Raw genomic sequence first — 24982 nt, 5'->3', positions numbered from 1 at the left:
CTTTACGGCTGTGGAATAGCCAGGGCAATCAGCAGTGGCAGATGGTCCGACGCTATTTTTGCCTGCACTGAGCCGGGTATCTCCACAGCGGTTACTTCTACTGACTCACTGACATAAATATGATCTATCCGGATGGCGGCAAAGCGACTGGGAAAGGTCCCCCGGGGCCGATACCCTTCCAGCAGCGTCTGGGCATCGGTCATTTTCTGGTTAAGGCGCCGACAAACTTCTGAGCCTGGCTGGGCATTTAAATCACCACAGAATATGACCGGCCCGTTGCAGTCAGGATGGCCAAGCCATTCTTCACTCAGCAGCGCATCAATTTGCGCCAACCGCTCCCGGGGTTGCAGCCCCAGATGGGTATTAATAATATTTATCTGCTGGCCATGCAGTTCAACCGTTGCCCAGATTGCTCCGCGTGGTTCCAGTTTTGGTTTATCGGCCAAACCAGGTAGTGGACCAGCTTTAACCAGAGTCATTGGCAAATGGGTAAGTATCGCATCACCATACTTCTCTTCCTCCAGATGCATTGCCGGATGGAAATGAAATTCCATCTCCAGCGCTCTGGCGATCAGCTGCGCCTGATCCAGGCCTTGAGTGCGATCGCGCCCCACATCAAGTTCCTGTAATACCACGACATCTGGCTTAGCCAGGGCAATCACTCTGGCAATCCGCTCCACGTCAATTTTGCCATCCAGACCGATACAGCTATGGACGTTGTATGTCATTACCCGCAGGCTATCACAGCTATTGGGGATGCTGTCCTTGCGGCTTGTCGGTTTAGATGAGCTCCTGCCCAGCTGCTGCAGCGCAGCGTGATAGATATCTGAAGGCCTGATATAACCATAAGGCGTATCAGGCAACGTCACATCTTCCGGCAACAAAGCAAAGCCATGCGTTTCTGCTGGGGTTGCCCCGGCGTGGGCCCCGTTTTCATCAGCGAACGACTGCGCCTTTACGCCTTTTCGCCATCCCATAATCACCAAATCGCCGGCATCCGGATGCTGGCACAACCGCAGAATATCGTCACTGACACCGTCCAGAAAAGGATGATCCGCACCAAAAATTTTGGCTTTATCCTGCGGCAGATAAAAATCGCCTTCTGCCGTGGTGGCCCGCACCCGATCAGGCCCCTCCACTGCCAGCACCAGCGGTACTTTATGCTTAACCGCCAGTTCTGTTGCCAGCGAAGCGCTATCGGCCTCAGATAATGGCGCACCGGCGTAGATATGACCCACCGGCCCCTGCGCCGCCACCTTAATCTCGTTATCCGCTGCCATCTGGTCGTCGCTAATATTGACGGAAAACATCCGCTGTACTTTATTACCGCCTAATAAACGTGCCCGCTGGGTTTGTACGCTGCCGGTAACTTTACGCTGCAGGCCCGCCGGCAATAAATTCAGCGTTTCAAAACAGGCGTCTACTGCCTGCTGCAGTGGATAACCTTGCATCACGTGATACGGCGTCACTTTGGCCTGACCGTGATCAGAATAAAGCCAAATCTGATAATTACGCCATTGCGAGCGATGTGCTGCCCGCCAGAGACGGGCAACGCTGTCATCAATACCCTTTAAGGTCCAGTGAGCAAATAGCGATGAGGGTCCACGACGGTGAGACTGTTCATCGTATCCAAGTAAATTGATATGCACCACCGGCAAGCCCCGGGCAATATCCATCTTGCCACCGATAACACAAAGCTCCCGCAACACAATTGATACCGCAACCCTGGCAGGAATGAACTTTAATTCACTGAGAAAATCCTGCCCCTTAATAATGCCGCGACAAAAATCGACTATTGCCAGCCCCAGTTCCAGAAAAAACAAACCGATAATCCTCAGTACGCTGTATAAATTACTCAGAACAAGCCCCAGCAATACCATAGGATTGGCTGCTCGCAGCGCTGTGCCCCAGCCCATTGTTGCAGCGCAAAAATGGGATTCGGCCGCACCACCGGTGTAAATATTGGAATAAGCACTACCGTCCTGTAGCAGGGGCGCGTCGCTTTGCTGTTGTAAGCCCTGCTCGACCTTTGCGGCAGTATCAGGTTGCAGCATCCGGACAATTTCGCCGGTTTGCCTGTCGCGGAATGAAAAGGCCGGCACCGCGGTTTTCACGCCATAAAACAGTTCTGCCTGCACAGCAGGCGTGGTTGCTGGCAAACCACTGTAATGCGCCTGCAGTTTGTAGTGCTCGCGCTGCAGCAAGCGTTGTAAAAATGGCATTTTGCCGCGCTTAAGTGCCTGTTGTAACTGGGGCTGTGCCAAACCATCGATCTGGACCATAATCAGGCCCGGGCGGACCCCCGAACCTTTTGACACCGGCAACCGCAACAGTTTTGTAAACCAGTGACTGCGGCTAACGCTGCGCCTTAGCCAACGAAACCACACTTCGACCCGACTGATCATAAGGTTCTCCGGACAGTATTAACAAATGGTGGTCATTAAAAAATTAAAAAAGTGTGCTGCTACCCGGGTTCATTTCTTGCTGGCGGCAAATTTGTTATCTGCAAATAAACCACTACTAACCGCAGTGGTACCCGCCACAGCAACGCTACTTAAAATATCCCACTCGGCCTTTATCCAGGCCAGCACGTCTTCCCAGTCTCTTTCTGTTTTTGTGTTCACTGGCACAGTATCCAGAAGCGATCGGAAGCACAGTAAAGCCTTGGCAGCAGAACAAGACATCGCAAAGTTACCTGCTGTGCGCAGTGCACCCTGACCCAGCATCTTAATTTTTTCTGGGCTGTTCATCAGCTCAGTCAATGCCGCCGTCAGGGCTTTCGCTGAGGTTTCGCTCAGCAAAAGCCCATTATTGTTATTTATCACAACTTCCCGCACACCAGGGGCGTCAAAGGCCACGACGGGTAATCCAGCAGCCATCGCTTCTGTCACCACCATACCCTGGGTTTCACTGGTCGAAGCAAAAGAAAATATATCCATAGCGTGCAGCGCATCTGTCAGTTGTTGCCGCTGTAGCACGCCGGCCAGATGCAGCCGGTCAGCGATGCCTGCGTCTGCAAATATCTGACGGATTGCATGTTCAGAAGGCCCTGCCCCTACGACCAGAAAATGTGCTTTTGAATGGCTACCAATAGCTTCGGCCACTGCCTGGCTGAGTACGGCAAGGTTTTTTTCCGGTGCTAAGCGACCAAGATGACCGATAACCATAGCATCTGCTGGAATGTCCAGCTGTCGGCGTACCAAATTGCCATCGCCATTGGCAAAATTTTCCAAATACACCCCGGTCGGGATCACCTTAAGCGGACTGGTAACACCCCGCTGATGCAGTAAGTCAGCAATGCTCTGGCTTGGCGCAATAACCTGATCGCAGAGATTGGCATAGCGGGTAGCCAGCGCGATAGCAAAATGCTGCATGGTTTGCGAATCGCCCGGCACATAATGGGTATATTGTTCGTACAAGGTATGGTGAGTAAAAACTAATGGCAAGTTGCGATAGCGGGCAGTACGAAGTGCACTCATTCCCAGCAAAAACGGATGTTGGGAGTGAATAATGTCGGGCTCGAATTCATCGAGTACGTCACTTAACCTATCATGAAACGGCAGGGCGACAGAGAAATCGCTGGCATTAAAGTTCTGAATAGCAGCGATTCGTACCACATCAAGCTCTTCTTCTGGCATCCCGGCAAACTCCGGCGCTACCACCAGTACCCGATGCCCCAACTTCCGGTATTCAGAAACAAATGCCTCTACTGAGCGCGCCACCCCGCCCACATGCGGGGTATAGGTATTGGTAAAGATGACAATATTCATCTGCTGATGCTCCGTTTTTTTAGGTTAACGTTTCCTGACGTTGCAGCTGCTACCGAGAGACGCTGATAACCGGGTAAACAGATCTCAAGCTGCGGTCCCTTTGCTTTATGCCAGTCTGCCTGCCACTGCAGCACAACATTTTCATCCTGCTGCTGGCGGATTGTCAGACTAATGCTGCCAAAACTCGTTGGCGCCGGTCCAAACCGAATAACATTTTCGCTGTTCAGCCAGCGCTCTGGCACGCCAGCCGCCAACACCAGATGGCTCTCTTCCTCACGCACAAAACAATTGCGGACCATCAACAGCCATTCGGCAGCTGCCCACACGTGGTGGCCATCCCCCATACAGCCGCCGCCCGTCGCCGGATGAATGGCTTCCGGCCATTGGCCTGTGGGCGAGGAAAGCGCAGCCACCGCATCCATCAGCACCAGGTAACGGGGATCATTATTGCGAAGTAAAATCTGGGCAACGTGCAGGGTCAAATAGGCATTTAACCCTGAGTGAATCATATCCTGATAAAATGCATCCTGCACAAAACAGCGTTTTAGCAAAAACTCCACAGTGTCCAGCAAGCGGGCGTCGTCCGGGCGACACAACTGCACCGGATAACCAATAGCCAGCGAACCAATAGCGCCGGCATCAAGCCTCCGGTAAGGCGAAGCTGGCATTCCAGGTCGCTTCAGCCGGCTGGCACAGTGCATCAGGCTGTTATCTATTGCAGCACTGAAATCCGCCGCCGCGTCAGTAAACTCTTGCTGTAGCTTCGGGTCGGTTTTGCTAAAAAGCCTTGCTGCAGCCTGCAGACCAGCCACGCCCCAAAAATCATCCCAGTAATAGTAATCGTTGGGGCCCAGATGCTCGGCACTAAAACCGGCGGGTAATAACCCGGCATGCGGCGCATCGAGCTTAGCTGACAGCCGTTTGTTAATAATCCAGCGCGCGCCTTTTTTCAGCGGGTTATGCCAGTCAGATGACAACTCACGGCCGGTCAGTTCGACGTAGCGCTTAAGGATCCATAGCACTTCGCCATTAGCGTCCCACTCGCCTTCCTGCGAGCGAAAGTACCCCAGCAGGGTTTGCCTGGCCGGAAACTGCTGCAAAGCCCGGGCGGCGCGGTCAGTCAACCCGGCACACAATAATGCATGAATAATAAAGGCCGCATCTCTGAACCAGAAACGTTTGTAGGTGTAGGGCCCGGGATACACGTCTTCAGGGGAATGCAGGATCAGCGAGTTTATCGCCGCGTCATATAAAAACTGATATTGCGGATCCGGACACTGCAGTTGACAACATTTTTGCTGCTCTGCCGGCCAGGCGTCTGCTTGCAATTGGGGCTGCGCTGCAGAGGTGAGCGGCACGGTGACTTCTATTTCTTGCCAGTCATTCTCCGGCAGTTTAAATAACGCGGCAGCCGTGACCATGCCCACATCACAGAGACCTTCTGTCTGTTGCTGAGCATCAGCAAGATGAATATATACATCGCCTTGTTTATAGGCAGAGACATGGTATCTGTCTGCCGGCTGGCTGAAATGAACGCGTTTACGGTCATCAACCAGCCACTGATCATGTTGCTCATTCAGCGCTACCTTATGAATAAAACTGACGCCCTCAGGGTTTTGCGGGCGTAAGGCCAATACCAGATAGCCCGCTGTATCAGCCTTTGCTTTCAGGCGCATTTTTACTACCGGCACTCCGTTTTCCAGCGCTACCCAGGCTTTATTTTGTAGAATCATGCCCTGCTTGCGGGAAGTGGTGGTGATACTGACATCACCGGCGACAGTCATTTGCTGCTGACTGTCGTCTGCCCGCGAGGGTAGCAGACAGTCCCCCTGCTCCGGCATTATCCAGCCATCCAACGACCAGCTGTCTAAAAATGGGGTAAGCAAACCCCTGGGGTCAACAATCGGTAGCTCAGGACAATCCGGGTAACCGATCGCGGTCCAGTTGCGATGGGTCAGGTTAATATGGGTAATTGAAAATGCCCGTGGTATAAACGATTCATCATTGGGGTCAAACTGGCGTTCAATCCAGTATGGCCAAACCCAATCCAGGTTATGTTGAATAACCCTGCTATTAATTAAACCACGGGCATGAAATACTACGCCCGCTCGCAGCAGTTCAATCGGTTCACCCACTTCAGAAGGCTGGGCAAAATTGTGTAATTTGGCCAGTAACGCCACAGGATCAATAAAACCATGCTTGTGGGCGACATAGCGCACCACGTACCGCCAGGGCAACCACTTTAACCAGGTCATGCTAAAGGCTCCTTATCAGTATTTTGCTTGGTATATTTGGTAAGCGCCCTGTTCGCCAGTTGGTTCAGATAAATGATAATAGCCACCGCGGCGATAAAACCACCAAGGTACAGGGCCCACTCCCAGCCCGAGCGTTGCTGTGCACCAAATTCGAAAGTCGTGATATCGGCTACTAACGAGCCCAGATACACGTTGTGAACAGTAAAAGGAATAAAGCCAAGTAATGAGCCGACAATATATCCGCGCAACGAAAATTGGGTTAAACCGAAAAAATAGTTCGAGATTTTACTTGGGAAAAAAGGAATAAGGCGGGTTAGTAGCACTATCTTCCAGTCATTTTTACTCAGCTCTTCATTAACCAGCTGTAGCTTTGCCCGGGCCATAATAAATTGCCTTGCTCGCTGACCAAAGGTGTAACGCGCCAGCAAAAAGGCTATGGTTGCACCTAGCGTAGTGCCTAATACCACATAAACAGAGCCCTGCAGCACGCCAAACACAAAGCCGGCACCTATGGTAAATAACGCACCGGGTAACAGCAGTACCACGACAGTCGCCATAATCAATATAAAAAGCAATGGAGCCCATGCCCCCTGCTGCTTAAACCATTCCAGTAGTTTTAACACCTCGGTATGCACACCAAAATAAACCAGCAGGCCAAGCACAACAGCGACGAACACCACACTGCCTGCCATACCCAGTAAGGCTTTTCTGCTGTTTTTCTGCTGCGGTCGGGTTGCTGTTTTACTGTCAGTGGCTACCGGGTTCAAAATAATTACTCCTCTGGCTCTAATGTCTGCAGAATGGCTCGCAGGGCGGCAAAATTCTCAGGCTCGCTGGCATCATGGGCAGAGTGCGGCGTAATTTGCAGCCGCGACTGCGGTAATGCACGGTCAAGTTGCCAGGCAGAAACACAGGGACAAATTGAGTCATAGCGGCCATGGACAATATCGATGGCGATGTCCTGCAGTGCAGCACAGTGACGCAGAATAAAATCGTCTTCTATAAAGCCCTGATTGACGAAGTAGTAACTGGCCAGCTGTGCCATCGGCAAGCTGACCGCAGGATCACAGAATTCAGCAATTTTCTGCCGGCCTGGCGTCAGAAATGAATTGACGGCCTCCCACCTGGCCCAGCTTTCAGCTGCGGCTTGCTGCTCGTCACTATTACCATTGTTCAGCAGCTCATAATAAGCCTGTACCGGCTGGTCGGGTTGCTGTCTGATGGGATTGATAAACTGCTGATACTCATCCGGATACAGCTGGTTTGCGCCGTGCAGGTAAAACCAATCCAGTTCCTGCTGCCGACACAGAAAAATGCCCCATAAAACCAGTCGGAGCACGTGCTCAGGATAGTGAATGGCATAAAGCAAACTAAGTGTACTGCCCCAACTGCCGTCGGCCAGAATAAACTTCTCGATTGCCAGGGTCTGGCGTAACTGCTCGATATCCGCAACCAGCTTATCGGAAGTGTTGTCTTGTAGCCGCTCCGAAAACCGGCTATGACCGCAGCCCCGTTGATCTAGAAAAATCACTGGCCGGCGCAGCCCGGCAAATAGCTTTATATCGCCTTGCCGCACGCCCGCTCCCGGGCCACCATGCAGAAACAGCAGCGGTGTAGCGCTGTGAATGTCGCCCTGGATTTGGTAATAAAGCTGATGGCCGTCACCAACATTAAGATATGGCATCTTTGCACTCCATGGCTGTCAGCTAGCTGGCAACCCAGTTACCGTCATCATTCTTACGATAACGCTGCTTCACTGCGGCCCAGGCTACTTTATGTGCTACCTCTTCGCGGCTGTCATCACCTTGCCGATCGTCGGGGTCCTTGTATTCATCCCAGGCGCTGTTAAACGCCTCCTGGTATATTTCCTGAGCATGTTTGGGTAAATTATCTCGTACCGAGTCCGGTAATTCGCTGCGCTTATCGTAGGGCATAAATGTTCTCCTGTGACTGACACGCCACCTAGTAAAAAGCAAAGCACGTGCCAGCTTGCTCTAAAAACTGGCTCCATCCGGTTGGCCTTAAAATTGCAACTAGCTAACGAGGGAATAATGATAAAAAAGTAATTATTGCCAGCAAATAAACAGAAGGAGATCATTATGAAGTTACGTATTTTTTCACTGTCAGTCATTGCGACAGGGTTGCTCGTAGGCTGCAACCCCGACCCGCGCCCAAACTCAATGCCAGCCAGTGACGCCACACCCATTGCCGAGCAGCCTCGTACACCAGCTGATGCTGATGCAGATACGCTGATAGTCTATATGAACCGGGTTACGCCAGATGAAGTTGGCGCCAGTGCAGGCACCATCACCGTGACCCAACGTGGTGATGATTTGGTTTTCAGCCCTAACCTGATGGGGCTAAACCCCGGAAAACATGGCTTTCATATCCACCAGAACCCAAGCTGTGAACCTGAAGTAAAAGACGGTAAAAAGATTGCCGCGGCAGCAGCGGGTGGCCATTATGATCCTACTGATACTGGCCAGCACACCGGCCCTGATGGCAACGGTCATAAAGGCGATTTGCCTATGCTGGAAGTCGATGATATGGGGGTGCAGCAGGACGTTACCATGCCGGGTTTAACGCTTAACGATCTGCAAAATCGGGCGTTAGTGGTGCACCAGGGCCAAGACGACTATTCGACCAATCCTGCTGGTGCCAGTGGGCCGCGCATTGCCTGCGGCGTCATTGATTAATCAGCAATATTTACAAGCGGGCATGGTAATAGTTACCTGACAGCGGGTTGGCAGCGTTTTACTTTATTAACAGCTGCCAGCCAGCCAGCTGCTGATATTGCACTTCCTGCTCTAATTCGGCGCGCATTAACGGATGTTGCTCCAGCCAGTTTGCCGGCATATAAAGATTCAGGGTTTCTGCCTTGGTGGTTATTTTAACTTCAGGCAGCACTTCGTGGCGGCGGCGCATCGATAAAATTACCGCCAGGCGCAAGAGTCGGGTTAGCCTTACCGTTAGCAGAACAGAGGTCATGGTCTGGCGCGCGATCACTTCGCGACTAATATCTGCCCGATGGTTGTGTACCAGCGCCATCACCAGTTGTTGCTGGGCCCGGGTAAAGCCAGGCAGGTCTGAATGGTTAATAATGTAAGCACCATGATGATGATGGTTCTTATATTCGATTAATAAGCCTAGCTCATGCAGCAAAGCGCCCGAGCGCAACATGCTCAGCCCTTCAAATTTGTCGACATCCCAGCGATTTTGCAATTGGCCGGCCAGTTCCACCGCCATATCTGCCACTCTTTCTGCATGGCGCTGGTCAATAAAGTAACGCACCATCAAACTGGTTACGGTACGGTTGCGCACATCGCTGTGTTGCAGCTGGGGTAGCATGCTGTAAAGCACGCCTTCACGCAACGCGCCGCCCGACAATGTCATGCCATCGATGCCTAACACCCGGAACAGGGCGATTAAAATGGCTAAACCGGAAGCAAAAACCTGTTTACGCTCCTGCGCCAGACCGATAATATTCAATTGCATAATCGGGCCACATGCCATGGCCTGCTGCATAATATCTTGCAGTTTACTGAGCGTAATTACCTCATCTTTGCCCTGAGCCACCAGAATTTCCTGTACAGCCTGAACAGTACCCGAGGCGCCTACCGCTATTTGCCAGCCTTTTGCCAGAAAGTCGCCACTGATGGTCTGCACTTGCAGTGCCGCAGCATCAATCGCCTTTTTAAAGTTTTCTTCGCTTAATTCACCATCGTTGAAATAGCGTTCCAGATAAGTGACACAGCCCATATTGAGGCTGGCCAGCAATTCAGGCGAAAAGCCGCGGCCGACCACTACTTCTGTGCTGGCACCACCAATATCAATGACTAACCGGTTGGAATCACAATTTGAGGTATGGGCCACACCCAGGTATATAATGCGGGCTTCATCGGCACCACTTATTACCTGAACCTTCTGGCCCAGAATAACTTCGGCTTCTTTTAGGAAAGTTTTTACATTCTGAGCAAGCCGCAGGGTTGCGGTGCCAACAATCCGGATATTGGCAGCGGGGATATCCTGCAGCCGCTCCGCAAATAACGCCAGACATTCCCAGCCACGTTTCATCGCTTTACGGCTGAGCACTAAATTATCATTTAAACCGGCGGCAAGCCTAACTTTGCGTTTTACCCGGCCTATCACTTGCACGGAACCACCAACCACTTTTACCATCAACATGTGGAAGCTGTTCGAGCCAAGATCAATCACCGCATAGATATCACTATGCGGTGACGTGTCACCAGAATGCTCCGCGGTGACCAGCGGCGCAATATTAGCGGGGGCGGCTACGGGGATTTCTTGGACCATTGCTGCTGCGTCCACTGTTACCCCGGCCCGGACCACTGCGAGCCTGACCCGGACGACGACGTACCCGTGGTTTAGGTACCGTTAAATCGTCAAGTAAGGCAGTGGCATCATACTGAGTTAGCGCTATCGTGTGCTTAATGTAATCTTCGATAGCGGTTAAATTCAGAGCGTACCGCTCGCAGGCAAAGCTAATCGCTTTACCGCTTTCACCGGCCCGGCCAGTACGACCAATCCGGTGCACGTAGTCTTCACAATCGTCTGGTAAGTCGAAGTTAAACACATGGCTTACTTTAGGGATATGTAAGCCCCGCGCAGCAACGTCTGTTGCCACCAGAATATCCAGTTTGCCGGTGGTAAAATCGTCCAGAATTTTCAGTCGTTTTTTCTGAATAACATCGCCGGTCAGCATGCCAACCCGGTGGCCATCGGCCTCCAGCCAGGCGTAAACATCTTCACAGGCGTGTTTGGTGTTAGCAAAAACAATGGCCTTATCCGGCCAGTCTTCTTCCATTAATGTGAGCAGCAACTTCATTTTGTGCTCATGCGCTGGGTAAAACAGCTCTTCACTGATCTGGCTACCGGTCATTTCATCGGGCGCAACGTGAATGTGCACTGGCTCGTTCATTTTTTCAAACGCCAGCTCCTGCACCTTATAAGACAAGGTGGCAGAGAATAATAAACTTAACCGTTCGGTTGCCGGTGGCATCCGGTTGAACATAAAACGAATGTCTTTTATAAAGCCTAAGTCGAACATCCGGTCGGCTTCATCCAGCACAACAACCTGAATCTGATCAAGCTCATACAAGCCTTGCTTCAGATAATCTATCAGGCGGCCAGTGGTGCCAATTAAAATATCTACACCTTGCTGCAATAATTGGCGTTGAGTATCGTAACCCTCACCCCCATATATTAAGCCAAGACGTAAATTGGTTTTCTGCGCCAGCATTACAGCATCGTTATGGATCTGCACTGCCAGTTCACGCGTAGGAGCCATAATAATGGCACGTGGTTGTCCTGAACCTTTTGGTTCATGGTTCAGCAGATAATGAAAAGTTGCCGTTAAAAAAGCCAGGGTTTTACCGGTGCCGGTTTGGGCCTGACCCGCTATATCTTTACCTGCAAGCGCCAGGGGTAAACACTGGGCCTGAATTGGCGTACAATAGCTGTAACCTTGCGCCGCTAAGGCGTCAAGAACCTGTGGTGCCAATGCGAAATCGGCGAATTTATGTGAGGTTAAGTGAGTTTTATTCATACCTGCCTAGCATAACTGTTACGCTTGCAATAAGAAACAGCCACGTTTAAATTGATAACACATTTTTGCAGTGTAACTGCACAGCCTGAACGGAGAAATAGATGAGCGAACAAATTTTACAGGTTTCTGACGACAGTTTTGAAACTGATGTTTTAAAAGCCGAAGCGCCGGTGTTGGTCGACTTCTGGGCAGAATGGTGTGGCCCTTGTAAAATGATCGCACCTATTCTGGAAGACGTTGCAGTGGAATACAGCGGCAAAGTCAGTATTGCTAAAGTAAACATTGATCAGAACCCGAATACGCCACCAAAATTTGGTATTCGTGGCATTCCAACCTTACTGCTATTTAAAAACGGTCAGGTTGCCGCAACCAAGGTTGGCGCGCTATCAAAAACCCAATTAAAAGAGTTTTTAGATAGCAATATCTGAAAATGACTAAAAAGGCGTATTTTTGTACGCCTTTTTGCTGTTCGCTGCTGGACGTGCCAAACATCTGCTGCTATTGTGTGGCTAAGCAAATATCTTAAACCACGCTTGTCTGTCGAATAAACCAACTTCCAAACCTTTGTTATCGAGCTGATAAGCATTTTCTGTTTTTACCAACAAGAACCCATCAAACTATGCATTTAACAGAACTGAAACTGAAACCAATTAGCGAACTGGTTGATTTGGCCGAGTCTATGGGCCAGGAAAACATGGCCCGCCTGCGCAAACAAGACATTATCTTCGCAATATTAAAAGCCCACGCTAAGAATGGTGAAGAGATTTTTGGTGCAGGGGTATTGGAGATTCTGCAAGATGGTTTTGGTTTCTTACGTTCGTCTGACAGCTCATATTTGGCTGGCCCGGATGATATTTACGTATCACCCAGCCAGATCCGCCGCTTTAACCTGCGTACCGGTGACAGTATTTCCGGTTTAATCCGGCCACCGAAAGAAGGTGAGCGTTACTTTGCCCTGTTAAAAGTTAATGAAGTTAACTTCGGCAGGCCAGAGCAAGCCCGCAATAAAATTTTATTTGAAAACTTAACCGCTCTGCATGCCAATTCAAGGCTGCGGATGGAACGCGGTAACGGCAGCCGCGAAGACATTACCGCCCGGGTGCTGGATTTAGCCTCGCCGATTGGCCGTGGCCAGCGTGGCTTAATTGTCGCACCACCAAAAGCCGGTAAAACGATTTTGCTGCAAAATATTGCCCAGTCAATTGCCGCCAACCATCCTGAATGTGTATTGATGGTACTGTTAATTGACGAGCGGCCGGAAGAAGTAACGGAGATGCAGCGCCTGGTAAAAGGCGAAGTTATTGCGTCAACCTTTGATGAGCCAGCCAGTCGCCATGTTCAGGTAGCTGAGATGGTGATTGAAAAAGCCAAACGGCTGGTTGAACATAAAAAAGACGTGATTATCCTGCTCGACTCTATTACACGTTTAGCCCGTGCCTATAACACCGTTATTCCAAGCTCTGGTAAAGTGCTGACTGGTGGTGTTGATGCGAACGCGCTGCATAAACCAAAGCGCTTTTTCGGTGCCGCCCGTAACGTCGAAGAAGGCGGTAGCTTAACCATTATTGCTACCGCGCTGGTTGATACCGGTTCAAAAATGGACGAAGTCATTTACGAAGAGTTTAAAGGCACCGGTAACATGGAGCTGCATTTATCGCGGAAGATTGCAGAGCGCCGTATTTTCCCGGCAATCGATTTCAATCGTTCAGGCACCCGTCGTGAAGAGCTGCTGGCGTCGCCGGAAGAGCTGCAAAAAATGTGGATCTTGCGCAAAATACTGCATCCGATGGACGAAAGTGATTGCATGGAGTTTTTAATCGATAAATTATCAATGACCAAAACCAATGATGAATTTTTCGATTCGATGAAACGGCAAAAATCATAAATAAACAAAACCGGCCCTCGCGCCGGTTTTTTTATAGCTGTAAATCGCTACCCGGTTATCAAATAACAAAAGGAAAAAACAATGACACCCCCTCGCATCGTGGTCATTGGCGGTGGTGCCGGCGGCCTGGAGCTGGCAACCCGGCTGGGTAATAAACTGGGCCGGAAAAAACGCGCTCATATTACGCTGGTAGACCGTAACCATACCCACATCTGGAAACCGCTGCTGCATGAAGTTGCGACCGGTACTTTGGATGTTGAAATTGACCAGCTTAGTTACCGGGCACATGCCGCCAGCCACAACTTTGAGTTCCAATTGGGCAGGTTTACCGGAATCAATCGCGAAAAACGCACCATTACCCTGGCAGCTATTGCCTCAGCAGATGGCGAGCAGTTGCTGGCAGAGCGCGAGCTTAGCTACGATTATCTGGTGTTAGCCATCGGCAGTATATCCAATCACTTTAATACCCCGGGAGTGGCCGAGCATTGTATCTTTCTGGACAGTCCGGCGCAGGCGCATCGCTTTCAGCGCCGTTTACTCGATGCCTATCTGAAATTAAACTCACCTGAGCACCCCAAAGATAAATTGAATATTGCGATTGTTGGTGGCGGTGCAACCGGCGTGGAACTTGCTGCCGAGTTGTATCATGCCGCAGCAGAGCTGAATTTATATGGTTTCGCTGATCTACGCTCGGAGCGTTTGAATATTCATTTGGTGGAAGCCGGGCCACGTATTTTACCAGCGTTGCCTGAGCGTATTGCCAGTGCCGCCCATAAAGAGTTGTTAAAGCTGGGAGTCAAGGTACGGGTTGATACCCGGGTCACCGCGGCCACTGCTCAGGGTTTAACCTTAGGCGATGAGCAGCTGGATGCAGAACTGATGGTTTGGGCTGCCGGGATAAAAGCCCCCGATTTTATGCAGGGGCTGGCAGGGCTGGAAACTAACCGCATTAATCAGCTATTGGTCAATTCAAACCTGCAAAGTAGTCGCGATCCATGTATTTATGTCATTGGCGATTGTGCCGCCTGTCCGTTAGCAGAGGGTAAATGGGTGCCGCCCCGGGCCCAGTCAGCCCATCAAATGGCCAGTCTGGTGGCTAAAAACCTGATTGCTTCGCTTAACCAGAAACCCTTACATACCTTTCAGTATAAAGATCATGGCTCACTTATCTCGCTGAGTCGGTTTGGCACCGTGGGCAGCTTAATGGGTAATCTGGTGGGCGGCGCCATGATGATTGAAGGCCGGATTGCCAGGCTGGCTTATATTTCGTTATACCGGATGCATCAGGTTGCCTTGCATGGCTGGCTTAAAATGCTGGTTATTTCACTGGTTGCCCGCATCAATCGTATTGTCAGGCCGCGACTTAAGTTGCACTAACCCTTGTTAGCTAAACGGGCCTGTTTTAACAGGCCCTTTGCCAGCACCGGGTTACTATTAACCACTACTTTCAACCGATCGTATGATGCACCAGCTCCGTAATAGCTGGACTATCAGCAGTAATACTCAGCGCCTGCAGGTATTCGTTACGGGCGGTTTCTGCCGCATCGCGACTGGCAGCATGTACGGTCGCCAGCCTGTCGCCCTGCGTAACCTTGCTGCCACTAGCCAGAATATGGCTGAAACCCACCGCCGGGTCTATTTGCTGGCTAGGGTGTGAGCGACCGCCACCTAAACGCACCACCGCCATGCCCATACCAACGGTATTGTGATAACTCAAATAACCACTTTGCGGCGCAACAATATCCTGCACCACGGCTGCGCTGGCTAAATACTGCTGTGGCTTTTCCAGTAAATTGGCTGGGCCGCCCAATTCAGCGACCATTTTAGTGAATATTTCTGCTGCCTTGCCTGAACTTAAGCTTTGCTCCAACGCGCTAATCGCTGCAGCTTTATTGTTATGCAGACCACCCAGCATTAGCATATTGGCGCCCAGTTCCAGTGTCAGTTGATGTAAACGAGGCTCGCGATATTTACCGGTTAAATAATCCAGCGTTTCCACCACCTCCAGCGCATTACCGGCCGTTGTGCCTAAAATCTGGTTCATATCGGTTATTAAAGCGCGGGTGGCAACACCGGCACCAGTGGCAGTGTTAACAATACTGGTGGCCAGGGCACTGGCATCATTTGCTGTGGCCATAATAGCGCCATTACCTACTTTCACGTCCATCACCAGGGCATCGAGGCCTTCGGATAATTTTTTAGATAAAATAGAAGCCGTAATCAGGGGTATAGACTCAACCGTGGCCGTGACATCACGAATGCCGTATAAGCGCCTGTCTGCCGGCGCTAATTCACTGCTCTGGCCAACAATCACGCAGCCCAGCTGCGGCAATAATTGCTCAATCCGGCTTAAACTCTGGGTACAGCTATAGCCCGGTATACTCTCCAGTTTATCCACCGTGCCGCCGGTATGGCCCAGGCCGCGCCCGGCAATGCTAGGCATAAAGGCGCCACAGGCCGCGACCATTGGTGCCAGCATCAGGGTGACTTTGTCCCCGACGCCACCGGTACTGTGTTTATCTACTACCGGGCCATTTACGCGCCCCTGCCAGTTAAGCACCGTACCCGAATCGCGCATGGCTAAGGTCAGCTCAACAATTTCACTTACTGCCATCCCATTTAAGTAAATGGCCATTGCAAGTGCCGCTGCCTGACTATCGCTGAAGCTGTCGTCGGTTAAACCTTTAACGAACTGGCGAATATCGGCATGGCTTAACGGCTTACCGTTGCGCTTGGTTTTAATAATTTCCTGAGGAATAGCCATGGTTAACTGTCCTTACTGATTTTTTCGCTATCTGCCAGATAAGTGGGGGTAAACGCATCAGGTAGCAACTGTTGCAGGGTCCAGCTTTGCTGCTGGCCTAAATGGTTGCTGCTGGCAATGGGTGCGCCTGGCATAAAGAATTCGGCAATAACCTGGCGGCATATACCACAAGGCGGAGTCAGCTTAAGCTGCGGGGTATACACCAGTAAGGCGACAAATTTACGCTCACCGGCCACTACCGCTGCGGCAATGGCATTACGCTCGGCACAGACGGTGCCGCCATAGGAGGCGTTTTCGACGTTGCAACCATGATAAATCTGGCCACTTTCGGCCTGAACCGCCACACCCACTGGAAACTGACTATAAGGAGCATAAGCCTGCTCAGAGGCCGCTTTGGCGGCAGCATTCAGTGCTGCCCAATTAATTGCTGTCACGCGGGATAACCTGCTAAATTACGGCCGTACAGTGTTGCCGCGAAATGGCTGCAGGTCAAGCCTGTCGGTTAATCATTTGTTAGTTATTAAGGGTAAAAGCATCGGCATCTAAATGGGCCGGAAAAGCCTGAAATAAATTAATGGCTTGTTGCTCAGCAGTCAGTTGACTCATCTGGCTGAAACTACTGCTGCCCAACGTTGGGAGTTTTGAGTGTATGGCCATGTGTTCAGAAAAAGTTGCCAAAACCAGAGCGAATGCTATCATTCAACCAGTTTTGCGTATAGACATCTAAATGTTTAAACGTTTAGATTTCAACCATGATGGTTCATAGCAGATTGAATGACAGGCTTTTATGAATAATGCTGCGCAGTTACATCAACTTAACCCCAACGCCATCGCCTTGTGTGCCCTGGGTCGCTGGGTGGCCAGTCGACAGTGGGTACCCGCAACCGGTGGTAACTTTTCTATCCGTAGCGGCGAGAACAGTGCACTGGTCACCGCATCGGGCAAAGACAAAGGCGAGCTTAGTCCGCACGATTTGTTGCCGGTAAGCTGGCAAGGCCAGCAGCTTAGCTGCAGCGTCAAGCCTTCGGCCGAAACCGCGCTGCATGCAATGCTGTATCAGTTGAACCCGGCGACCAAAGCTGTACTGCATACTCATTCAGTACAGGCTACGGTGTTTTCCAGGTTAATTAATCAGGAGCATTACCTGTTTACCGGCTATGAAATGCAAAAGTCCATCAGCGGCATCAGCAGCCATGAGCAGCTGTTATCATTGGCTATTTTTGATAACACTCAGGATATCCCAGCGTTGGCTCTTCAGCTTAAACAGCGCTGGCACAAACAACCGCTGCAATATGGCTTGCTGGTACGTGGTCATGGTCTCTATGTCTGGGGTGATAGTCTGGAGCAGGCAAAAAGACATTTAGAAGGCTGGGAGTTTCTTATGAACTGCGAACTGGAACGTTTTAAAATTGCAGGGTTGCCGTGAGTTCTAGCGCCTTATACTTGGTCTTGAAAGAAACAGTAAGACACTACATTGCTAATTTACAATCTCCGCTGCGCCAAACTGGTGCATCCGCTTTTAGAAAGAAATCGGCCGCCAAAGCTATGTTGTTGATTTTACTTCAATTTATCCTATTAAAAAACGTGGTTTAACTTTTGCAGCCAAATTGTCATCACAAGCTCGTATAATACGTCTTATATACTAGTCTGCATCAGACTCCAGGTAATATAAACATGACTATTCACACCCCACTTCGTGGCTTGCGCTGTTTTTGCGTAGCCGCCGAGTGTTTAAGTTTTAAAGAAACCGCCAAGCAGCTGTATTTAACGCCGTCAGCGGTCAGCCACCAGATAAAACAGCTGGAAGATAATTTAAACCTCAGCTTATTTGAGCGCAAAACCCGTGCTATTGCTTTAACAGAAACCGGAAAACGCTTTTATCAGGAAGTGCAGCCCCTGCTGGCCCAGCTGGCCGATACCATTGCCCAGTTCAGTCAGGTAGAGCGGATGCAGGAAGTCAGCATTTCTATGCCGGAGTTTTTTGCCAGCGAACTGTTTGTACCCAAGTTAATTGGCTGGTCAGCGCAATATCCCAACATAAACTTAAAACTGGAAACGGTAAAGTCGCGGCGAGACAGCCCGAAATACACCGATTTATCGATTATTTTATCTGGCAAAAAGCCAGAGGAAATGCAGGCATACGATTTATTCCCAATCAGCTATGTACCCGCCTGCAACCCCAAGTTGTATGAGCAGGTTCATGGCAAAAGTTACCGGGCACTGGAGAAAACCCCGTTAATTCTGCATCAGGCGCGGCCACATGCCTGGCATCAGTGGGCTGAACACGTTGGCTACCATAACTTTAAACCAAAACAAATTATTCAGCTCGACAGTATGTTCAGCGTCGCCCGCGCCGCACAGCAGGGTTTAGGTGTCGCGCTAATTCCATTGCCAATAAGCCAAAGCTGGTTTAGCAGTGGCAGCCTGGTAAGGTTGTTCGGGCAAGAGTTGCTTAGCCGCGATCGGTATTATTTAGTACGGCACGATGATGATGCCAACCGGCCGGAAATTCAGTTGCTAATTGACTGGGTATTAAAGAGTTTTCAACCAGCTGTCAGTTAAAGCTCGCTGAGCGATACCCGTGATTTATGACAATCATTACGCTGCTTGCAGCGATTCATAAGTGAATTTTTTTAACCTATCAGTGTGATTTATCTCGTTTGTCAGACCAGTTGCTACTGGCTAAAGTATCCCTGTCGCCGCAAAAACTTTCACTACGAAAGGCCGGTGACCCAAATTTAAACCAAGGGAGAATACGACATGACATTCACAGCCAAAAAATTTGCTACCGCCGTGGCACTGAGCGTGCTGGCCTCAAGTCCATTTCTCGCTTTTGCTGCGAGCGATGGTTACAAAATGGTGTTAATTGAAGACACCCCGGGCGTGACAACCATTCAGGCAGGTCAATTACAGCAGGGCATCAGCGAAGTGACTAACTATCGCGGTGCTGAGGCAGACAGCTTCTCATTACACATGAGCCTGTGCGTAGCGTACAGCCGCCTAAACCAGATTGACCAGGCGCAAAACGCATGTTCAAAAGCAGTAAGCCTGGCGCAAAGCACCGCCGCCCTGCCAGCTGATGCCAAGCGTGAAATGCGCGCCCTGGCTTACAGCAACCGCGGTGTAATGCATGTACTGGCCAGCGATAAAGTTGCCGCACTGGAAGATTTTAAACGCGCGGTATCGTTACAAAACAACGATATTAACCAGCACAACCTGGCACGCTTAACCGCCGATATTAACGGCGTTGACACCAATCAAATTGCCTATAACAGCGCGGAATAAGCTGTTTTAAGCGAAACCTGTTTTAACTGTAACTGATTTAACTGTAAAAAGTTTTACCCCGTTTTACCCTCGTCCTTTGCCCGGTTAATTTAACCGGGCTTTTTTTGCCAATCGCAACGCCATTAAATTTTGTATAAGTTATTCCTGGTTTGCTGTTTGCAACATGTTGCAGATAACTAGCGGGTTTGCGATTATGCTGCCCTGTTTTTATCTTTTTAATAAACGGTGTGCCTGATGAGTGAGTACAAAACCTTTAATGCCGATGACGCTATTGCCTTTGCCGACGAACATAGTGAACTGTTTGGTGAGCACAGCAAGCTCAGTGCAGAAGAGCTTGCTGATGGCGATTTAAACCTGGTATTCCGGGTGGAGAACGATAAAGGTACCTCGGTCATAGTTAAGCAGGCACTGCCCTATGCCCGCTTTGTTGGCGAAAGTTGGCCACTGACCACCGACCGCGCCCGGCTTGAAGCTGAAGTGCTGAAAATGCACCGGCGGTTTTGCCCCGAGCATACCGTTGAAGTTCGCTATTTTGACCCGGTGGCCTGCGCCATTTTAATGGAAGATTTAGACGACTACCGGATATTGCGGGCGGAGCTAAACGACGGTAAAAAGTTTAACCATCTGGCGCCACAAATGGCCAGCTATATGGCCAACACCCTGTTTTATACCAGTGACTTTGTGCTAAGCAGTGAAAATAAAAAGGCCGAAGTCGCCCGCTTTTTAAATCCGGAACTGTGCCTGATTAGCGAAGACTTATTTTTTACCGACCCGTACTGTAATCACGAGCGCAATACTATTGAGCCATCTATCCTGGAAAAGGCAAAAACATTGTGGCATGACGATGCGTTAAAAGCCGAAGTTGCCGCATTAAAAGCCAGCTTTCTGAGTAAGCCCCAGGCACTGTTACATGGCGACTTACACAGTGGCAGCGTGTTTATTAACAGTGACAATTGCAAAGTGATTGACGCCGAATTTGGTTTTTTTGGCCCGATAGGTTTTGATGTTGGCACCTTACTGGGTAATTTACTGCTTAACTATTTAGCCAGCCCCGGCTTACATGACGCAGAAGATAGCGCCAGCCAGCAAGCGTATTTGCTTGAGCAAGCGGAACAATTATGGCTGCAGTTTAGCGAGACATTTACCGAGCTGATGAACCGGGAAACCCAGGACCCGGCGCTGGAAAACAACTTGTACCAGCAGCGTTTTTTACAGCAGGTATTCAGCGATGCCGCTGGTTATGCCGGCTGCGAATTGATCCGCCGTACCGTGGGCCTGGCCCATGTGGCAGATCTGGACAGCATTAGCGATGCCGCGCTGCGGACACAGTGCCAGCGCAATGCGTTAAAACTAGGACGCGAACTGATTATGCAGCGTTCAGAGTTAAATAATATCAACCAGTTACTTAACTTAGTGCGTTATCAGCAGGCTGACTGAGAACCGGCTTTAACCTTTGCCTAAAGCCTGCCTGACGAATATTACATCTGCTTACAATTAATCAACCCCGACAGCTATAACCGGCTGTCAGGGTACTTTAGCTTGTGGCAAACTGGAGCGATTCTAACCACAAACAGGTTAACCAGATGATTACGGCGAAAGGCCTTTATAAAAACTTTGGCGCTGGCGACAGTCAGGTGCAGGCGCTGCGTGATGTTAGTCTGAGCATTGCTGAAAACGAATTTGTTGCCGTGATGGGCAGTTCCGGTTCAGGCAAGTCGACTCTGATGAATATACTTGGCTGCCTTGACACCCCAAGCGCCGGCCAGTATCAGCTGGCTGGCCAGGTTATTGGCCAGTTAGATGATGTCAGCCTGTCGGCGATGCGTAACCAGCATATTGGCTTTATTTTTCAGTCATTTCATCTGTTACCCAGGCTTACCGCCGCCCAGAATGTGGCTTTGCCATTACGTTATACCGATATTGCGCCGGAGCAGGCCATCGAGCGCGCCAACAATTTGCTGGATCAGGTGGGGCTGGGCCATCGCAAAGACCATAAACCACATGAAATGTCTGGTGGTCAGCGCCAGCGGGTGGCAATTGCCCGGGCCTTGGTTAACCGGCCTAAAGTTATTTTTGCCGATGAACCTACCGGTAACCTGGATAGCAAAACCTCCAAAGAGATTATGCAGCTGCTGTGCGACTTACATCAGCAAGGCAATACCATCGTCATGGTAACCCACGAAGATGAAATCGCGGCGTATGCCGGCCGGGTGATCAGGATGCGCGATGGTCAGATAACGGAGGACAGCTCATGTTCCAACGCACGTTCAGCGTAATATTGCTGGCCTTAAGCCCGCTAAGTTTCAGTGCATTCAGCGCTGCAGGCACCCCAGGCGACAATCCGTTGCCTTTGCTGCTTACCGGCACCTTGCAGTCGGCTGACCGCCAGAGCGTGGTCGCGCCGATGAGTGATAACTGGCGGGTTCAGGTGCAATGGCTGCAAAGCGAGAGCGAACCGGTTACAACCGGCGATCTTATTGCCGTTTTTGATGCCGGCAATACCCAGGCCCAGATTGAGCAACTGAAAAGCAGCGTAGTTAACCATGAAGAGCGGCTAAATCAGCTGACAAGTGAGCATAAGCAAAGCGTGATGGAAGCAGAATATGAGCTGAATCGGCGGCAGCTGCTGCTGGAGAAAGCAGGAATCGATGCTGGCGTACCCAAAGAAAATTTAAGCCTGTACGACTACGAGCAATATCAGCTGGAGCAAAAGCGCGCCCGTACCGAGGCCAGTAAGGCGGCTGAGCAATTCGCCGTGGCCCGGATAACCGCTGAGGCTGCCTTGACAAAGCAACAGTTACTTATTGCGCAAACCCAGGCCGAGCTGACCGATGCAGAAGACCTGCTCAGCCGGATGAGTGTTTATGCAACCCAGGATGGCAATATCAGTTATGGCAACCACCCCTGGTACGGCACCAAAATATATGCCGGAGTTACCGCGCAGCCGGGCTGGGTCATTGCCGAGTTGAACCGCAAAGACAATTTGTATATTGAAGCCTGGGTGCACGAAACGGATTTACCGCGCTTGCAAACGGCCGCTGCCCTGCAGGCGCGTTTTGATATCGCCCCGGATCAACCTTTTGCCATTACCCTCACTGAGCTAGCCAACCAGGGCGAGAAACGCCAGAGTTGGGGTAATGCCCTGTACTACAAAGCATCCTTTAGCACTGCCAAATTGCCGCTCGCCAGTCCGATGCTGGGTATGGGCATGCTGATTGAGGTAGCCCAACCATGAAAAACCTTAAAACCCTTTCTATCGTTAAAAGCCTTGCCGTGTTAAGTACGGCGCTGCTGCTAAACGCTTGCCAGCAGGAAAACAGTAGCAGCGCTGCGCCAGTTTTTTCCAGCCACGTCAGGGCCACCGGCGAGTTAACCGCTGCTAATTCTTTTAAAGCCTCGCCTCCCAGTGTCAGTAACATGTGGCAATACAATATTAAGCAATTGGCGCCAGAAAGCAGCATGTTGCCTGAGGGGGCCGTGGTGGTGGCTTTCGATGGTCAGCGACTGACCGACGAGCTGAATAATAAAACTATTGAACTGAAAAGTGCCGAACAGGAGCTGGCCAACCGCCTGCGCAGCGACGAGCAAACGTTCGAAGAGCTGAAGCTGACGCTGGCCGAGCGGAAAATGGAATATGATCGCGAGCAGCGTAAAGCCGAGATTGTAGATCAGTCACGTTCTGCCAATGATCGGCGTAAAGCCCAAATTGACTTTACCATCGCTGACAATCAATACCAACTGGCGCAGGCGAGGCTCGCCAGTCATCAGCAACAGCGTCAGGCCGAAGAGCAAATGCTGCTGGCCAAAGTCAGTCGCTTGCAGTCCGAAGTCAGTCAGTTGCAACGCAATATAGCCAGTATGCAGGTAAAAGCGCCCTTTGCCGGGGTTATGGTGTATAGCATGGGTTTTGACGGCGAGAAGTTTTCGGTTGGCGACAGTGCCCAGTTTGGCCAGCCAGTGGCTGAAGTCAGCCAGCTCGACAGCTTATATATTAAAGCCGAAATTGACGAAATAGATTTAAAACAGCTGCAGCCGGGGTTAACGGTTGAAGTAACGCTGGATGCTTATCCGGAGCGACGTTTTAACGGCGTACTACAAAGCTTGGGTAATGCAGTGCGCGATAAATCTAACGACAATCTGCGCCGGGTCGTCGATGCCAGCGTCAGCCTGACCAATCTGGATACCGAGCTGATGCGCCCTGGCATGTCTGCCCGTCTTAATATCAGCCTGGGCAACCTGCAAGGAGAGCACCATGCAAACTAAGTTTTACCGGCAGCTGTTGCCCGCCACCCTCACCCTTGGCCTGCTCGGTTTATCTGGCTGTGCTGAACCCGAGTTGCAGGTACCGGTTTACAAGGTAGCCCGCGACACCCTGGTGCATAAGGTGCAAACTGAAGGTGAGTTATTTGCCGTTAATTCGGTCACTATTAATGCCCCGCGCAATGTGCAGGGTCCGCGCTTTATTGCCAGCCTGGCGCGTGAATACAGCAGAGTTGAACCCGGCGACGTGGTAGTGACCTTTGATGCCACCCAGTTAGTCAGGTCACAACGAAAAGCCAGCTCCAGCCTGAACAGCGTGCTGGCCGACGAGCAGCAAAAACTGGCCGAGCAGAACAATGAGCAACAGGCGCTGGGGCTGGATCAAACCCTGATAGCACAGGAGTTTAATTTTGCCGATCAATTCAGTATTGACGATGTGCAAATTCGTTCCAAGCTGGAAATTCTCGATTCAATGCAAAATAAAGAATACCTCGGCGAGAAGCAAGAGTATCTGGGCTGGCAGGAGCAAAGCTTCAGCCAGCGTAGCAGCGGTGAGTTAGAATTGTTGCAGCTGCAACGCGGCCAGCAAAAGAGTTTGTTGGAACAGGCCGAAAGTGGATTGGCGGCGCTGGAAGTGAAAGCGCCACACGCTGGAATTTTGCTGTTCGACACCAACTGGCGCGGCGAAAAGCCAGAAGTCGGCGGCATGGTGTTTCCGGGCTCTAAAATTGGCAGCATTCCCGATCTTAGCCTGCAGCACCTGAAGTTACAGGTTATCGAGCAAGAAGCCATCGGGCTGGCAGCAGAACAGCGGGTGACGTTTTATCTAGCCGCCTGGCCCGATGCCGTACTGAACGGAAAGATTGTTTCTGTCGGCGCAATTGCACAATCACGCGAGCGGCGCGACCCACGCAAATACATTGAGGTGATTGTTGCCCCCGATAAGCAAGACCCGAATTTTATGCCCGGCATTAAAGCCACTGCCACCCTTTGGGTAAACGAAAAACCGCAGGTATTAAAAGTACCGCTGCAAGCGATTTTCAGTGAACAACAACAGCTGTATGTTTATAAACGTGTCGGCAGCGCTTTCGTCAAACAACCGATTAGCCTGGGCACTAAAAGCCTCAGCCATGCTGAAATCAGCAGTGGTATCGCCGCCGGCGATGAAATTGCTCTTATTAATCCGGAAAGCTGAAG

The 24982-nt window shown here is 50.7% G+C and carries 22 protein-coding genes; 12 read left to right on the top strand and 10 right to left on the bottom strand.

The window, feature by feature from the left end; all coding sequences use genetic code 11:
• Window positions 1-2 precede the first annotated feature (2 nt).
• The 6 genes from B2X65_RS10960 to chaB all read right to left on the bottom strand — a co-directional run bounded on the left by B2X65_RS10960 (window position 3) and on the right by chaB (window position 7959).
• Entirely contained in the window at window positions 3-2405 is a 2403-nt protein-coding gene (locus tag B2X65_RS10960) for an endonuclease/exonuclease/phosphatase family protein (RefSeq protein ID WP_290612569.1), read from the bottom strand.
• Window positions 2406-2474: 69 nt separating this feature from the next.
• Window positions 2475-3770 carry a glycosyltransferase gene (locus B2X65_RS10955; protein WP_290612568.1) on the bottom strand — a complete coding sequence of 432 codons (1296 nt, stop codon included), beginning with the start codon at window positions 3768-3770 and terminating at the stop codon, window positions 2475-2477.
• A complete protein-coding gene (locus B2X65_RS10950; protein ID WP_290612567.1) occupies window positions 3767-6025 on the bottom strand; it encodes a hypothetical protein in 2259 nt (752 codons plus the stop codon). The genes B2X65_RS10955 and B2X65_RS10950 overlap by 4 nt, the downstream gene beginning before the upstream one ends.
• On the bottom strand, window positions 6022-6792 hold the full coding sequence (locus B2X65_RS10945) for a TVP38/TMEM64 family protein (RefSeq protein ID WP_290612566.1): 771 nt from the start codon (window positions 6790-6792) through the stop codon (window positions 6022-6024). Before B2X65_RS10945 ends, B2X65_RS10950 begins: the two co-directional genes overlap by 4 nt.
• A 5-nt stretch (window positions 6793-6797) precedes the next feature.
• Complete coding sequence (gene pip / locus B2X65_RS10940) at window positions 6798-7709, bottom strand: prolyl aminopeptidase (RefSeq protein ID WP_290612565.1); 912 nt, start codon at window positions 7707-7709, stop codon at window positions 6798-6800.
• A gap of 22 nt (window positions 7710-7731) precedes the next feature.
• Window positions 7732-7959 carry a putative cation transport regulator ChaB gene (chaB, locus tag B2X65_RS10935; protein WP_290612564.1) on the bottom strand — a complete coding sequence of 76 codons (228 nt, stop codon included), beginning with the start codon at window positions 7957-7959 and terminating at the stop codon, window positions 7732-7734.
• A 165-nt stretch (window positions 7960-8124) separates the two neighbouring features.
• Here chaB and B2X65_RS10930 point away from each other — a divergent pair, with 165 nt between their 5' ends.
• Window positions 8125-8721, top strand: a complete 597-nt coding sequence (locus B2X65_RS10930) for a superoxide dismutase family protein (RefSeq protein WP_290612563.1) — start codon at window positions 8125-8127, stop codon at window positions 8719-8721.
• 58 nt (window positions 8722-8779) lie between these two features.
• On the opposite strand, the gene gppA is transcribed toward B2X65_RS10930, so the two are convergent.
• Window positions 8780-10339 carry a guanosine-5'-triphosphate,3'-diphosphate diphosphatase gene (gene gppA / locus B2X65_RS10925; protein ID WP_290612562.1) on the bottom strand — a complete coding sequence of 520 codons (1560 nt, stop codon included), beginning with the start codon at window positions 10337-10339 and terminating at the stop codon, window positions 8780-8782.
• Window positions 10305-11591 (bottom strand): ATP-dependent RNA helicase RhlB, encoded by a 1287-nt coding sequence (gene rhlB / locus B2X65_RS10920; RefSeq protein WP_290612561.1) that lies wholly within the window; start codon window positions 11589-11591, stop codon window positions 10305-10307. The genes gppA and rhlB overlap by 35 nt, the downstream gene beginning before the upstream one ends.
• 101 nt (window positions 11592-11692) lie before the next feature.
• On the opposite strand from rhlB, the gene trxA reads away from it, so the two are divergent.
• From trxA to B2X65_RS10905, 3 genes are all read left to right on the top strand, one after another.
• Window positions 11693-12019: a thioredoxin TrxA gene (gene trxA, locus B2X65_RS10915; protein ID WP_290612560.1), complete on the top strand. Its 327-nt coding sequence runs from the start codon at window positions 11693-11695 to the stop codon at window positions 12017-12019.
• A gap of 191 nt (window positions 12020-12210) precedes the next feature.
• A complete protein-coding gene (gene rho / locus B2X65_RS10910) occupies window positions 12211-13476 on the top strand; it encodes a transcription termination factor Rho (protein WP_290612559.1) in 1266 nt (421 codons plus the stop codon).
• 81 nt (window positions 13477-13557) lie between these two features.
• Window positions 13558-14853, top strand: a complete 1296-nt coding sequence (locus tag B2X65_RS10905; RefSeq protein ID WP_290612558.1) for an NAD(P)/FAD-dependent oxidoreductase — start codon at window positions 13558-13560, stop codon at window positions 14851-14853.
• A gap of 70 nt (window positions 14854-14923) precedes the next feature.
• On the opposite strand, the gene deoA is transcribed toward B2X65_RS10905, so the two are convergent.
• Both deoA and B2X65_RS10895 read right to left on the bottom strand, forming a co-directional pair.
• Complete coding sequence (deoA, locus tag B2X65_RS10900; protein ID WP_290612557.1) at window positions 14924-16240, bottom strand: thymidine phosphorylase; 1317 nt, start codon at window positions 16238-16240, stop codon at window positions 14924-14926.
• Window positions 16241-16242: 2 nt separating this feature from the next.
• The gene (locus tag B2X65_RS10895; protein ID WP_290612556.1) at window positions 16243-16674 is read right to left on the bottom strand and encodes a cytidine deaminase; all 432 of its coding nucleotides are present in this window, start codon (window positions 16672-16674) and stop codon (window positions 16243-16245) included.
• 353 nt (window positions 16675-17027) lie between these two features.
• Here B2X65_RS10895 and B2X65_RS10890 point away from each other — a divergent pair, with 353 nt between their 5' ends.
• From B2X65_RS10890 to B2X65_RS10855, 8 genes are all read left to right on the top strand, one after another.
• On the top strand, window positions 17028-17666 hold the full coding sequence (locus tag B2X65_RS10890; RefSeq protein WP_290612555.1) for a methylthioribulose 1-phosphate dehydratase: 639 nt from the start codon (window positions 17028-17030) through the stop codon (window positions 17664-17666).
• A gap of 248 nt (window positions 17667-17914) precedes the next feature.
• A complete protein-coding gene (locus B2X65_RS10885; RefSeq protein WP_290612554.1) occupies window positions 17915-18802 on the top strand; it encodes a LysR substrate-binding domain-containing protein in 888 nt (295 codons plus the stop codon).
• Between the two features lie 198 nt (window positions 18803-19000).
• Complete coding sequence (locus tag B2X65_RS10880) at window positions 19001-19525, top strand: hypothetical protein (protein WP_290612553.1); 525 nt, start codon at window positions 19001-19003, stop codon at window positions 19523-19525.
• Between the two features lie 234 nt (window positions 19526-19759).
• Window positions 19760-20962: an S-methyl-5-thioribose kinase gene (gene mtnK, locus B2X65_RS10875; protein ID WP_290612552.1), complete on the top strand. Its 1203-nt coding sequence runs from the start codon at window positions 19760-19762 to the stop codon at window positions 20960-20962.
• A gap of 146 nt (window positions 20963-21108) precedes the next feature.
• The gene (locus B2X65_RS10870) at window positions 21109-21801 is read left to right on the top strand and encodes an ABC transporter ATP-binding protein (RefSeq protein ID WP_290612551.1); all 693 of its coding nucleotides are present in this window, start codon (window positions 21109-21111) and stop codon (window positions 21799-21801) included.
• On the top strand, window positions 21777-22760 hold the full coding sequence (locus B2X65_RS10865; RefSeq protein WP_290612550.1) for an HlyD family secretion protein: 984 nt from the start codon (window positions 21777-21779) through the stop codon (window positions 22758-22760). Before B2X65_RS10870 ends, B2X65_RS10865 begins: the two co-directional genes overlap by 25 nt.
• Entirely contained in the window at window positions 22757-23788 is a 1032-nt protein-coding gene (locus B2X65_RS10860; RefSeq protein WP_290612549.1) for an HlyD family secretion protein, read from the top strand. The genes B2X65_RS10865 and B2X65_RS10860 overlap by 4 nt, the downstream gene beginning before the upstream one ends.
• A complete protein-coding gene (locus tag B2X65_RS10855) occupies window positions 23778-24980 on the top strand; it encodes an efflux RND transporter periplasmic adaptor subunit (protein ID WP_290612548.1) in 1203 nt (400 codons plus the stop codon). Before B2X65_RS10860 ends, B2X65_RS10855 begins: the two co-directional genes overlap by 11 nt.
• Window positions 24981-24982 lie beyond the last annotated feature (2 nt).

Source organism: Arsukibacterium sp. UBA3155 (genome assembly GCA_002364615.1).
In the GTDB taxonomy this organism is placed as follows: domain Bacteria; phylum Pseudomonadota; class Gammaproteobacteria; order Enterobacterales; family Alteromonadaceae; genus Alishewanella.
Note: the sequence above shows the minus strand (reverse complement) of the source record. Positions and strands in the feature narration are given on the sequence as shown.